The 14,378-nt window shown below is 38.8% G+C and carries 10 protein-coding genes; 3 read left to right on the forward strand and 7 right to left on the reverse strand.

Annotation, left to right across the window (positions count from 1 at the left end; genetic code table 11):
• Positions 1 to 754: 754 nt before the first annotated feature.
• Positions 755 to 2,116: a S41 family peptidase gene (locus P3J6_RS07730; RefSeq protein WP_198522638.1), complete on the forward strand. Its 1,362-nt coding sequence runs from the start codon at positions 755 to 757 to the stop codon at positions 2,114 to 2,116.
• 404 nt (positions 2,117 to 2,520) lie between these two features.
• Here P3J6_RS07730 and P3J6_RS07735 read toward each other — a convergent pair whose 3' ends face one another.
• Positions 2,521 to 2,826, reverse strand: a complete 306-nt coding sequence (locus P3J6_RS07735; RefSeq protein ID WP_198522639.1) for an MGMT family protein — start codon at positions 2,824 to 2,826, stop codon at positions 2,521 to 2,523.
• Entirely contained in the window at positions 2,816 to 3,718 is a 903-nt protein-coding gene (locus P3J6_RS07740) for a LysR family transcriptional regulator (protein ID WP_198522640.1), read from the reverse strand. Before P3J6_RS07740 ends, P3J6_RS07735 begins: the two co-directional genes overlap by 11 nt.
• Positions 3,719 to 3,840: 122 nt before the next feature.
• On the opposite strand from P3J6_RS07740, the gene P3J6_RS07745 reads away from it, so the two are divergent.
• Complete coding sequence (locus P3J6_RS07745) at positions 3,841 to 4,923, forward strand: efflux RND transporter periplasmic adaptor subunit (RefSeq protein ID WP_198522641.1); 1,083 nt, start codon at positions 3,841 to 3,843, stop codon at positions 4,921 to 4,923.
• 2 nt (positions 4,924 to 4,925) lie between these two features.
• On the forward strand, positions 4,926 to 8,003 hold the full coding sequence (locus P3J6_RS07750; RefSeq protein ID WP_198522642.1) for an efflux RND transporter permease subunit: 3,078 nt from the start codon (positions 4,926 to 4,928) through the stop codon (positions 8,001 to 8,003).
• Positions 8,004 to 8,064: 61 nt separating this feature from the next.
• Here P3J6_RS07750 and rluF read toward each other — a convergent pair whose 3' ends face one another.
• From rluF to glgC, 5 genes are all read right to left on the reverse strand, one after another.
• Positions 8,065 to 9,054, reverse strand: coding sequence for a 23S rRNA pseudouridine(2604) synthase RluF (gene rluF, locus P3J6_RS07755; RefSeq protein ID WP_198522643.1), 990 nt, complete (start codon positions 9,052 to 9,054; stop codon positions 8,065 to 8,067).
• Between the two features lie 43 nt (positions 9,055 to 9,097).
• Positions 9,098 to 10,183, reverse strand: coding sequence for a DUF418 domain-containing protein (locus tag P3J6_RS07760; protein ID WP_198523785.1), 1,086 nt, complete (start codon positions 10,181 to 10,183; stop codon positions 9,098 to 9,100).
• Positions 10,184 to 10,209: 26 nt separating this feature from the next.
• Positions 10,210 to 11,424 (reverse strand): EAL and HDOD domain-containing protein, encoded by a 1,215-nt coding sequence (locus P3J6_RS07765; RefSeq protein WP_138607936.1) that lies wholly within the window; start codon positions 11,422 to 11,424, stop codon positions 10,210 to 10,212.
• Between the two features lie 83 nt (positions 11,425 to 11,507).
• Complete coding sequence (locus P3J6_RS07770; protein WP_178957166.1) at positions 11,508 to 13,040, reverse strand: glycogen synthase; 1,533 nt, start codon at positions 13,038 to 13,040, stop codon at positions 11,508 to 11,510.
• Between the two features lie 47 nt (positions 13,041 to 13,087).
• Positions 13,088 to 14,362 carry a glucose-1-phosphate adenylyltransferase gene (gene glgC, locus P3J6_RS07775; protein WP_198522644.1) on the reverse strand — a complete coding sequence of 425 codons (1,275 nt, stop codon included), beginning with the start codon at positions 14,360 to 14,362 and terminating at the stop codon, positions 13,088 to 13,090.
• Positions 14,363 to 14,378 lie beyond the last annotated feature (16 nt).

Here is a 14,378-nt window from a genome sequence, read left to right on the forward strand (position 1 = left end):
CAAACCTATATTTTTGCTTGCACGCCTTTACGTACTTTTGAAAATTCATACCTTAAGCTCTTGTGTACTTATTACGTTAATTAATAAAGGTATATTGCCAATGATAAAAAGTACGAAAGTAAAATACATTGCTTTAGTAACCGCACTCTTACTCACTGGCTGTAACGACTCTTCTACTAAAAAAGTTGCTGAACCACTACAGAGCTTACAGTCTTTTGCAAGTATGAGGCTGTGACAGAAAAGAGTTGGGATAAAAGAGGCATTCAAAATCAAAGCGAATGAAAAATACTTCATTGTGGTTTTAAACAGCATGAAGCCATTAGGCGGCCGGTTTAATCATCATTAAAAGACATCGAAAATGATATTGTTGATTTAATTAGAAGCAAGTTCGGCGATGATGAACCCTAACAAGTGCAAACACTCGGAAAAATTTTACCTTACGTTCCAAATTTTCTGGTGTTGCGAGCGTCACTAATGTCTGCTCTTGGCACTTTTACGAAGTTAAACTTTGAGTGAACTATAGTCATTCAGGTGAATCGTAATTAGCTCGGCAAGAGGACTCTTTATTCTTTTTTGCATGTTTAAATAAGCTACAGTAAACATGCTATTAAAGATGGCAATAGCTTACACTATTTGCTATTAATATAAGTTCACAAAATAAGGACGTTTTCGCGCTAAAATAGGGAAGTGTCCCCTGATAAAGCTGCTATACGCTTAATCTAGTTTGGTTGTGATTCACTATTAGGAGTAAACTTTGAATAAAGGGATTTTATTATTTCTACTCACCGTATTTTGTACCATTAATTCTGCGAACTCCACAGAAACAACTTGGAAAACCCAAGGTTATGGTTACGTTTTTCATACTGTGAACAATAAAACAACAGCCTTTGATTTAACAACTAAGCATTGTTTGGAAAACCACCTTATTACCGATGAGTTTGAACAAATTTCGTTCATTGAAGAAACACAAAAAGTGAATAAAGAGACTCTCTTGTTTAACTTTGGTGGTTTATTTCCGTTAAAACTAACAAAATTAGATAGCTTACCTGCTCAATGCCAATCAAAAAAAATTGTTAGTATAAAAGACAAAAACTATGAATTTAATGCCAGTATTGTTCTTGACGTTCTAATGAATAATTTTGAAGAACATTATGCATTTTCAAAAGATAAAAATATTAATTGGGTTGAGCAGAGAAAATTTTGGCAAAAGAAAATAACCTCAAAAACTACTCAGAATGACCTGTTAAGTATCATAGATGACTTTCTTAAAGAGTTACGCGACGGTCATGCTATATTACTAAATAAAAAACTTGATAGGCTTTCACATTACCCACCAAGAAAGTGGTCATTTTGGGATGAATTAAAAGCGCACTCTGTAAACCACCCTGAATACTCAACTTACTGGGAGTTACATACAGAATTGATTGAAAAGTCTCAGAAAAACATTAATAATTACATTGATAAAAACTATTCCACTCTTCAATATTACGAAAATTTTACCTTCGCAAAAACAATTCAAAATGTTGCCTATTTAAAAATAAGTAACTTTGATGGTTTCTCAAATAATGATGTCAAAGCAACAGAAGAGGTTATGGAGCTATTTACGCCTATCATCAAACAGACCAAAGGTTTAATTATTGACTTACGTTTTAGTATGGGTGGAAGTGACTTAGTGGCATTTTCTATTTTATCTTACTTAGTAGATTCAGAATTAACCTTGGGGGGAAAACAGTTCAAAATATCGACAGGCTACAGTGAACTTCAACAAATTGTTGTCACTCCGTCAAAAATTGATAATTACACTGGGAGCATTGTTGTTTTAACTAGTCAAAAAACACCTAGTGCGGCTGAGGTATTTCTTTTAGGTCTACAAGCAAGAGGGGACGTTACTTTTATTGGCGAAAGAAGCTACGGGGCTTTTAGCGATGCGTTAACAAAAGCTTTGCCTAATGGTTGGGGAATTACATTATCAAATGAAAGGTATCTTAATTATCATGGGGAAAATTATGAAAGCATTGGATTGCCTATAGATCATGAATTTGTATTTCTTAATGTGAACAATATTGAAAGCGGAATAGATGTTCAGCTTGCCGAAGCTATAAAAATTTTAAGATAGCTTTATTCGGCGTATAACAAGGCGTTACCAGTGTCTGCTATAGGCACACAGTCGATAGTCGATAGTCGATAGTCGATAGTCGATATAGAGTGACTTAACTTACAGTACAAATCAGTTATTTATATCGCTAACGGGTAAATTGGGTTGTTTCTGGTAAATTCATTATTTTTGTCGGATGGCGTGACTCCGCCACTTGTCCAACCTACATTAAAAGGTAGATTGGTTAAGCCGAAGGCGCCACCCAACAGAGTTTCAGATACACGCCTTTAAAATCCGCTCATGGCACTCTCTGGCTTCTCGACAACATAAAATATTGAGAGTTATTGGCAAGGCCATTTTTCTTTGTCGGTTGGCGCTTCGCTTATCCGACCTACACGGGCACTTATCTGCCGAGAGTAGTTATATCACTCCCACCTACACTCGCGCATATTCACTTTATTATTCTTAAAACTGACACCTTCTAATAACAGCTTTTGTCGTTGTTCTTGGTATTTATTACTTCCTTCGGGAAACGCTATTTTACCTTGGCTATTAACCACTCGATGCCAAGGGATCGTCGAACCTTTTGGCATCTCTTTTAATAAACGACCTACCAACCTAGCATTATTAGGATAACCCGCAAGGGCAGCTACTTGGCCATAACTGGCAACACAACCTTTGGGTATACTCGCTATGATAGTATAAATTACAGTGTGTTTATCAATATCCATTTTTATTAGCGTATGCCTTGCTTAGTTGTTTAAATTGGTTCCATACAGTACGCGCCACTGGACCATGGTGAATAGCGTGTTGCCTAAACGCTCTTATTTGTGCGCTAAATTTATGCTCACGGTCGGTAATAATGATTTCTTGTAATAAGCCTCCTTTTATTTCAGGTCTGCAATGATCTAAGCTCATCATTGCCCAACCAGCCCCTGAGAGTAAAAACGACTTTAAGGTAGCTACATCGTCTATTTTCATCATTGCTGACCCTTTGGAATATGAAAGCCTTTCACTGTCTATACTTAAATCGCTTTCAAACATCGCTAAGCAGGGGTAGTTTTGTAGTTGATTATAAGTGAGCTGTTTTGGTAAAACCCCTTTTGCGCTTACTATCCCAATATCGAGCTTACCTATGGGCAAACTTTCTAAATCGCCAGTGGCATGAAATAAATCAAACCACGGACCAATGCCTAGCTCTGCTTGTCCATTATTTACTTGCTCTAACGATACAAATCGTTTGCCGCTACTAATACAAAACTCGGTGCTGGTAAACTGTTTAAAAGTATTACTTATGATCTGGTTGTAACTTTGCTTATGGCAAAGCTGCTCATAACAAATTTTATATTGCGGCTCATTACCTAATGAGAGCTCTTCCGCCAGTTTTGCAAGCTCGTCATTTGCATGCAGTAGCTGTTGCGCTTCACGATGGAAGATGCGCCCTTTTTCAGTAAGTTGTAACCTATATTTAGTTCTGTCTAAAAGTTCAAACCCTATTTGCGATTCTAAGTTTTTAATCGCTAGCGTTAACGCAGGCTGCGTTTTATGAAGCTTTTGAGCAGCCCCGCTCAAGCTTTCGCTTTGTACTATGGCATCTAAAATTACTAATTGATTCAGCTTCATATTGAACCTAAAAACATCATAAATAAAACTTATTAAGTCTGTAAGATTTAATGAATTTTATTTTATATGTTTGCAGCGTATTCTGCACTTAATTAATTTGCCAATATTGCAACGGAGACAACATGAAACTCTTTCGTCTATGTTTATTAACGACGACCTTACTTAGCTTAATCGCTTGTTCTGAACCAGATCAACAGGTTAAAGAAGAGCCTATTCGCCCTGTTAAACTTTTCACTATAGGTCACGACTCACAAATTAATATTCGTAGTTTTCCGGCTGAGGTAGTTGCAAACCAGGGATCGTACCTTGCATTTAGAGTAAACGGTGAACTTATAGAGTTTCCGGTTCTTGCTGGCGAACATGTTGAAAAAGGGGATTTATTAGCAAAATTAGACCCTGAAGATTTTCAACTGCAGTTTGATGAACGAAAGGCACGTTATGAGTTGGCAAAGTCGCAATTGAGCAGAATAGAACAGCTATTTGAAAAGAAAATCACTAGCCAATCTGAGTTAGACCAAGCTTTAGCAAATATGCAAATTGCCGAATCGGCTTTTAAAATCGCTGAAACCAACCTCGAATACAGCGAGTTGCGTGCGCCATTTGCCGGTACCGTTGCAAAGGTATTTGTAAAAAACTTTGAAAACATTCAGGCAAAGCAAAATATTTTACGCCTAGAAACTCGCGATTTGATGGACGTAGAAATTCAGGTTCCTGAAAAAATAGTGGCGCGTTTTAAAAAAGGCACTGATTACCATCCAACAGTTAAATTTGATGGTTTTGAAGATAAAGAATACACCCTCGACATTAAAGAGTGGGACACCCAAGCCGACCCTGCAACACTTACCTATAAAGTTGTATTTTCGTTACCAGTTCCTGATGATTTTAACTTGCTAGCCGGTATGACTGGCCGTGTTTTAATTGATTTAAGTAAAGTAACTCGCTCGCAGGTTGCTTATACCATATTGCCTATTGAGTCGGTTTTTTCTGATCCCCAAAAAGCGATTAACAATAATGCCTATGTTTGGCTTTACGATGAGCAAACGGGTCAAGTTCATAAGCAAGCTGTTGAAGTTGGCCAATTACACCACGATGGCATAGAAGTACTTAGCGGCATAAAAGAAGGCCAAGTTGTGGTGTCTGCTGGTGTGCATTCAATAGAAGAAGGCATGAAAGTTCGCCCATGGAATAAAGAGCGAGGCTTATAATTATGAGCTTTGCACAACTTTCCATAGAAAAAAAAGTAATTAGTTGGATGTTTGCACTACTTCTTTTAATTGGCGGAAGTGTATCTTATTTTGATTTAGGCCAACTAGAGGACCCTGAGTTTACTCTAAAGCAGGCTATGGTTATTACCATGTACCCTGGTGCTTCGCCGCAACAGGTTGAAGAAGAAGTTACATTTCCAATTGAAAACGCCATCCAACAGCTCCCCTATGTTGATCATGTCACGTCTATTTCGTCAAATGGCAAATCTCAAATAGCCGTAGAGATGAAGAGCACCTATCGAAAAGAACAACTTCGCCAAATTTGGGATGAAATGCGTCGTAAAATTAATGACCTTTCGCCATCGCTACCCAGTGGCGTATACCCAAGCACCATTTTAGATGACTTTGGCGATGTATATGGTGTTTTATATTCAGTTATTGGTGACGGCTATTCTTACGATGAGCTAAAAGACTACACCGATTATTTAAAACGTGAATTGGTATTAGTTAAAGGGGTGAGTAAAGTTACTATTGCAGGTGAGCAACAGCCGCAAGTAATGGTAGAAATATCTACCCGTAAATTAGCCCAACTTGGTATAGCACCTAGCCATATATTTGCTTTGTTACAATCTCAAAACACGGTATCTAACGCAGGAAAAATAAGAGTGGGCGACGAATCAATTCGTTTTCACCCTACTGGCGAATTTAAAGATGTTAAAGAACTTGAAACACTACTAATTTCTAAACCAGGTGCCAGCGAGCTTATTTACTTAGGTGATGTTGCTGAGGTATTTAGAGAATACGCTGAAATACCTACAAATGTTATTAGATACAATTCTGAGCAAGCACTATTAATTGGTGTGTCGTTTATGAATGGCGTTAATGTGGTTGACGTGGGTAAACGTATAGATGCTCATTTAGCAGAACTTGAGTACCAGCGTCCCCATGGTATTGACGTTAATGCTGTCTATAACCAACCAAAAGAAGTAGAGACCTCAGTTGACGGATTTATTATAAGCTTGCTAGAAGCTATTGCAATCGTCATTGTTGTTTTGCTTATTTTTATGGGCATTAAAAGTGGCATTTTAATTGGTGGTATTTTATTACTAACTGTTTTAGGCACCTTTATTTTTATGAAGTTGTTCGCCATAGACTTGCAACGTATATCATTAGGTGCACTGATCATCGCGCTTGGTATGTTAGTAGATAACGCTATTGTGGTGACTGAAGGTATTTTAATTAACTTAAAACGGGGTCAAACCAAACTCAAAGCCGCTATAAATATTGTAGAACAGACCAAGTGGCCATTATTAGGTGCAACCATTATAGGTATAACTGCGTTTGCACCAATTGGTTTGAGTTCTGATGCAACGGGTGAGTTTGCCGGCAGCTTATTTTGGGTGTTATTTATATCCTTGTTACTCAGCTGGATAACCGCTATTACCTTAACGCCATTTTTTGCAAATCTAATGTTTTCAGAAAATGAGTTTAAAAAAGCAAAAGATACCGAAGACGATTCAGATAACGATCCATATAAAGGATTTATTTTTACAGGTTATAAAACACTCTTAGATTTAGCAATGCATTATCGTAAATCAACAATGATCCTCATGGTAGTATTACTTTGCAGCGCTGTCGTTGGTTTTGGCTCGGTTAAGCAGTCGTTTTTTCCGGCCTCTAACACACCTATGTTTTACGTAGATTACTGGCAACAACAAGGCTCAGATATACGCGCAACAATAGATGGTATAAAGAAACTTGAACGCTATTTGCAAAAAGAAGAACTTGTTGAAGAAGTAACCAGCACAACAGGCCAAGGTGCGCCGCGCTTTATGCTTACTTATGCACCTCAAAAGTCTTACTCGTCTTATGGACAACTTATTATAAGAGTAAAAGACCGTGAAGCTGTTGCGGTAGTCATGCAAAAAGTACGTGATTATTCACAAAACTCAGCGCTATCTGCAGAGCTAAAAATAAAGCCAATGGAAATTGGCCCTTCAACTGATGCAAAAATTGAAGCGCGTTTTACCGGTCCAGATCCTGTTATTCTTAGAAAACTTGCAGCTGAAGCGGAAAAGCTTATGGCGCAAGACGATGGTGCGTTTAATATTCGAAATGATTGGCGTGCACGTACTAAAATGATTCGCCCACAGTTTAACGAGCAAAAAGCGCGACGTTTAGGAATCAGTAAATCAGACCTGGATGATGTGCTGCTTACAAGTCTTTCGGGTAAACAAGTCGGTGTATATCGTGATGGAACCCAGCTTTTACCTATTATTGCTCGCTCACCTGCGAGTGAGCGCCTTAATGTAGACAGCGTTCATGACTTGCAAATATACAGCCCTGTTTTAGGTGTGTTTGTACCGGTAACACAAGTCGTTGATGAATTTATAGTTGAATGGGAAGATAGCCTAATAATGCGTCGCGATAGAAAGCGAACAATTACGATAATGGCCGATCAAAATGTATTGGGCGACGAAACAGCCGCTAAATTGTTTGCTAGAGTACGAGGCCCTATTGAATCTATAAAGTTACCTCATGGCTACTCTTTAGAATGGGGCGGAGAATATGAATCATCTAGTAAGGCTCAAAAAGCAATATTCGGCTCTTTACCCCTTGGCTATTTAGCTATGTTTGCTATTACTGTTTTACTTTTCAACTCTCTAAAACAACCTATTGTGATTTGGGCTACAGTGCCATTGGCAATTATTGGTGTAAGTGCCGGTTTATTAGCAATGAATGCACCGTTTAGCTTTATGGGCCTACTTGGGTTATTAAGCTTAAGTGGTATGTTAATTAAAAACGGCATTGTTTTAGTCGACCAAATAAACTTAGAGCTTAGCGAGGGTAAATCCCCCTATCAAGCAGTGTTTGATTCAGGTGTAAGCCGCGTTCGCCCTGTTGCTATGGCCGCTATCACCACAATACTTGGTATGATCCCATTATTGTTTGACGTATTCTTTCAGTCGATGGCTGTCACCATTATGTTTGGTTTAGGCTTTGCCACCATACTTACTCTAATTGTGGTGCCGGTTTTATACACTATGGTATTTAGAATTGACTACCCTAAACAGTCTTAATAATTAATAAAAAACGCAGCCTAGGCTGCGTTTTTTATTTGCTTGGTTTATACCAACTTAATTACTTTTTTAAGCTTAACGTGCCACTGCTCTTAGCTTTAGTTCCTGATGAGGAATTGGCTTTATTGGCATTTGGTTTACCAACATAGGTGGTTGAACGTTTCTGATAAGGCGTATTACGGCTGCTTTTGTTGGCTTGCTTATGTTGTTCGTTGTTCTTTGTACCTCGAGGCTTGTCACCTTGATACTCACGCTTATGCACTGATTTTGCTTGGTTGCTTATGGTTAGCCCAACGTTATTATTCGATGTACTATCGTCATACAATGAGTGTTCTTGTGTTTTACCTGAATCAGCGATCGAGTCGTTAATAACCGCCATTTCTGCGTCACTTAAATGTCGCCACTGCCCAACCTTCAACCCTTTAAGGGTTACATTCATAATACGCACACGCTTTAATGTAACCACTTCGTAGCCTAAATATTCACACATACGACGGATTTGACGATTTAATCCTTGAGTTAAAATAATAGTGAATTGCTGGGCACCCGTTTGCGTCACTTTACATTTTTTGGTCACGGTATCTAAAATAGGAATACCGTTTGCCATTTTATTCACAAACTGACGATTAAGTGGTTTATCTACAGTAACCACGTATTCTTTTTCGTGGTTATTGCCAGCACGAAGGATTTTATTAACGATGTCGCCTTCGTTGGTTAAAAAAATCAACCCCTCTGAGGGCCTATCCAAGCGACCAATAGGAAAGATACGGTCAGGATAATTAACCGCTTTTACAATATTACTTTGAATTTTTCGTTCTGTGGTACAGGTAATACCTACTGGTTTATTGTAAGCAATGTAAACCCGTTTTGGTGGCGCTTTTAATGGCTTACCATCAACCAATACCACATCGCTTTGTGCGACTTTAACACCCATTTCGGGTAATTCACCATTAACAGTAACACGACCTTGCTCAATATATTTATCGGCTTCGCGGCGTGAGCAAAACCCTGTCTCACTAATAAATTTATTTAAACGCTTTAAGTCTGTCATATGGCAAATCTTCTTAAATATAAAGGCGCATAGTTTAAACTACTCAAGCTATTTTTTCGCGCTTAATTTGCGCTAATTTACGCCATAGGTATTCAAGAGGCCCTTGCTTAAAATAACGACAGTAGAGTGCAGTAAACATAAGCTGTACAACCACTAAGCAAATAGCAACAAGCCAATAATCAATGCGGTTAAAACTAAGCGCCCACTGAGGGAAAAGCACTTTAAACAATAATAACTGCATAATGGTTTGGCTTATGTATAAAGTAAACGCTAACCGCCCTACGTGTTGAATGAGCCCCCCTATTTGCGCGCTGTTATTGCATAGTTTGACGATTAAATGAATATAAAGCAGCGCCACACATAAAGCAGCCAGTTCATTAACAGGCTCTTGTAACGCATAACCAATACCTTGTTCATATGACTCTAAGACTAATCGTAAGCTAGTCAGCAACACACTTAACACAGCAAGTTTAATTAGCCCCGACCTGCTAAATCCATCACTAAACACATTACATTTGTAGGCAACAATACCAATTAGCATAAAGCCAGCACTTGCCCACAGTAATAAAATAGGCACTGTTAGCAACATATAAATGCTCATTGTTATATTTTGGCTAAAATGCGCACCAATACTTTGGTAATAACTATTATATATCTGGTAAAACTCGGGAGAATCCCTATAGAGTGGTTCTTCATTAAGCCCTAACATAAACATTGCTGTGGCAAGTAAAGCGATAAAAGTAAAAAAGGCCGCTTTGTTTTTAAGCTCTTCGTCCGTGTAATCTAAATAGCGTAATACCAGTAGTGCTGACACCCCATATAAAAACAAAATGTCACCCGCCCACAGTAAAAGCCCATGTATTAAACCAAACACAATAAGCCAATATAGGCGTTTTTTTAATGGCTCAATACATTGCTGTCGCTGGAACTGAATATAAAGACCAGCACCAAATAATAACGTAAATAATGTGCGAAACCGCCCTTCAACAAATATAAGGCTTAAGGTGTGTAAAAAATTATCGCTAGCCGGAGGTGTGGTGAGTGGAGTGTAATTGAGTTCAAAAATTGCGAAGGAATAGCAGTTAATAAATACCAGGCCAAGTACTGCTATGCCCCTTATAAAGTCCATATTATAATTACGCAAACTCTATCCCTTTAAATATTATCTTTGTAGCTATCGGCCCATTTTACAGCTTGTTTGTATAATTTTGGTAAAAAAGCACTGTCTAAATTAATGAGTGATACCGCTTTCTCAAGCGCCCACCAGCTTCCCGTTTCGTAAGCTTTTACCGTTTCAAGGATATAATATAAATCATTTTTCTCGCCGGTTAGTGCCGCTTTAATTTCATCTGGGAATGGCAGTTTATCAACCAACAAGTCCATTGGCTTATCTAAAATAGCATCAAGAAGAGAAAACAGCCCAGTTAAAAATGCCTCACCTTGTACTTGTTTGGCGACTTTACTGGCTATTAATTCACAAAAGCGAGCGCGAATAACACACATTTGCATAAGCTCTATCGGCTTATCACGCACTGTGTGTGCTGTAACAATTAGGCTCACAAACTTTTTTAAACGCGCTTGACCTAAATATACCAGCGCTTGTTTTAATGATGATATTTGGCTTTGCAGCGGAAATATACCACTATTTAATAAACGCAGTAGCTTATAAGCCAGTGCCGCATCAAGCTCAAATAAACCAGTGATCACTTTAATGTCAGGGTCTGGTTTCATTACTTCTGAGTAAATGGCAATGACCAGCCCATAATTATAATGAATATCTTTTTGCTCTATCATTACTGGACGCGCAAAATAATAACCTTGGAAATAATCAAACCCCATTTGACGAGCTAATTTATACTCTTCATCGGTTTCTATTTTTTCAGCTAATAGCTTAATATTTTTATATTTTTTAAGTTTATTAACTACCAGAGGGATTTCGGCAAGAGGAGTAAGTCGAATATCAAATTTAATTAAGTTGACCAGTTTTAAAAAGCGCTCCCACTGTGGTGAGTAAACAAAATCATCTAGGGCTAACTTATAGTTGCTATGGAATAACTTGCGACATAGCTCGTAAGTATCGTCGGTGGGTTCTATGGTTTCGAGTAATTCAATAACCACATCTTTACAGGGTAAGAAATCACATAAATCAAGCTTTAAGGACTCAGGACCAATATTGATCAGCGCTTTTTTACCCGATGTAATATGGCGGGTACCTAAGTTTAGCTGGTTTTCCATGATAAGCCTTGCTGTAGCTTGACCATCAGATACACCAGGAAAGCAGTTCTCAGAACTATTGCGAAAAAGTAGTTCATAAGCTACTACGTTTTGATTTCGATTGAGAATTGCTTGCCTTGCAACAAATACCGACACATTACCTACTTTATTATATTTTCACCAGACTAAGTAATTAAAGCGTAAATAGGATCGGATGTCACTGAACTTTAATAAATTTTTTAATATAAGTATGTAATATAATCAGTTATGACGTCATCCCAGCCAAAGCGCGCATGCTTAGCGCTATTTTTTATTGCTTGCCATTCTTTAGGATTAGTTTGTTTTACACTCAAAGCCTCAGATAAACAAACTAAAAATGCCTCTGCCTGAGCCAATAAGGTATCACCAGTAAAACTAAAACCAGTCACATTATGCTCAACTGTATCTTTTAAGCCGCCAACACTGTGCACAAGACAAGGCTGACCTGCTCGCATTGCCAGCATTTGGCTAATGCCACACGGCTCAAAAGAGCTAGGCATTAAAAATAAGTCCCCTAGTTGATACATTAAATCACCAACACCTTGGCCATAACCTTTTAAAAACAATAAATTGCTATTTCGTGCCATCGCAGTGGTAAATAATTGTTCTAGTTTTTTATCGCCCGAGCCCAATACAATCAAGCGACCATTATATTGGTTTATAACCTTGCATACCTCATCAATAGTTAAACTATTGTTGTGTGGCTGGCACAGCAGCAATACTTTTTGCTCGGTGAGCCGCCCTACACTGGTCACTAAAGGCCCTTGCAGCTCTGATGCCATAAATTGTAAAACACGTTGGTGAGCAATATAGTGGCTGCTGTCTAAGTGTACGTTTTTTGCCATCCAACTAAAAAGCGTAGCTTCTATCTGCTCTAAAAGCTCGCTAAGCGTTGCCTGCTTCGGGTGTTGAGTTGTGTAATCACAGCCGTTGAGTATCCCAATCAGCTTGCCCTGCTCAGCCGCTTGTTGTAAGTCACGCTCGAGTCCTTCACCACCAAAAAAACCGCCTGCATTGTTACTCGCTATCTGCACTTCTTGGCTATAACTGGGTGAAACCACATGTACTTTATCGGCTAAATTAATAGCACTGCGCATGGGGTTAAAACAATGAGGGTAACGAGGATCACAAAGCAATTGACCATCATAACTTAATGAGGGAAACCACGCTTCTAAGCTAGAGTCATCGTCTTTAAAAGGGCGAATACCTTGTAAGGCTAAGTTATGAACAGTGTACACCAAGCGCAGCTTAGCAAGTTTACGATAGCGAGGCTCAAATTTTAGTAACACTGCCACACAAGCACTGTGCCAGTCGTGTAAATGTAACGTGTTTGGTTGTTTTAATACCCCTTGTAAAAGCGCTTCACAAATCGCGGCATTAAACAGTGCAAACTTACTCGCATCAGTAGCAAATGGACGATTGTCATCATCGTTGCAATACACACTATGTGATTGGCTGAACAAAGGGTGGCTTATTACTATTTGCCTCACTGCATTTTGCGTTTGTGGAATTTCAAACAGCGATAAAACGTGAGAGGCTGAATTGAACGCAACGTTTACTTCACCAATAAAACGGCGCTCACCCAATTCAAAACCATAATCAGGAATAGCCACATCAATCGTTAGTCCCTGTGTTGCTAACGCTTTAGGTACATCACGTATGACATCGGCAACACCACCGACTTTGGCATTAGGTAACGCATCATTTTCTGCGGCAACCATTAATACATGCATTTATTTACTCTTATAGTTAGCTGCAAGGCTTTCGCCTTGCTATTTAATTATTGATTTAACTTAGTGTCTAACTTTGTCAGCATCTCGCGGGTTACCAAAACAATTCCCTTTTTAGAGACTCTAAAACCATTGGCTTCGTCTGTTTTACGATCATAACCAATTTCTAATCCTGGGGGGATCTCACAGCTTCTATCAATAATGGCACGTTTAATTTTACACCCACGGTTAACTATAACACCGGGTAAAATAACCGACTCTTCAATAGTACAATATGAGCGAATATGTACATTAGAAAACAGTAATGACTTTCTCACTAATGAACCTGAAATAATACAGCCGCCCGATACGGTTGAATCAACAGCCATACCTCGACGATCGTCATCATCAAAAATAAACTTAGCTGGAGGAAGCTGCTCTTGGTATGTCCAAATTGGCCAAGTAGGGTCGTACAAATCCAATTGAGGCTCAGGCATAACCAACTCCATGTTCGCTTCCCAAAATGAATCTAAAGTCCCTACATCGCGCCAATAAGGTTGCCCTACTTGTGCAGGATCTCTAAATGGGTAAGCAAACACATTATGCTCTTCGATAATGGCAGGAATAATGTCATGGCCAAAATCACGTCCTGAGCCTTCGGTTTGTGAATCTTTTTGTAATTGCTCAAATAAAAACTCAGTATTGAATACGTAATTACCCATTGACGCTAAGCATGTACCAGGTTTACCAGGCACAGAGGTAGGTTCGGCTGGTTTTTCGTCGAATCGCCGCACTCGATTTTCTTGATCAACGGTCATTACACCAAAGGTGCCTGCTGCTTCTTCAACCGCGACTTCTAAACAGCACACGGTCATATCGGCACCATTTTCTACATGCTTTGCTAATAAACCGCCGTAGTCCATACGATACACATGATCGCCTGACAAAATCATTACATATTTAGGTAGTTCATGACGAATAATATCCATATTTTGAAATACCGCATCGGCAGTACCGCAATACCATTCATCACCATTACGCTGTGATGCAGGTAAAATCTCAACTGACTCGCCTAATTCCTTTTTAAAGTGCCCCCATGCACGATTTACATGGCGTATTAGCGAATGAGATTTATATTGCGTTGCAATTCCGACACGTCTTACACCAGAGTTAATACAATTTGATAGTGGAAAATCAATAATACGGTGCTTACCGCCAAAATAAACGGCTGGTTTTGCTCGCCAGTCTGTTAGCTCATGCAGACGAGAACCTCGTCCGCCGGCTAGAATCAGTGCATAGGTGTCTCTGGTTAAATTACTTATATAGCGATTTGCATAACTGGGCATATTACTCTCTCCGTTT

Origin of the sequence: Pseudoalteromonas sp. 3J6 (assembly GCF_903995135.1) — a bacterium.
In the GTDB taxonomy this organism is placed as follows: domain Bacteria; phylum Pseudomonadota; class Gammaproteobacteria; order Enterobacterales; family Alteromonadaceae; genus Pseudoalteromonas.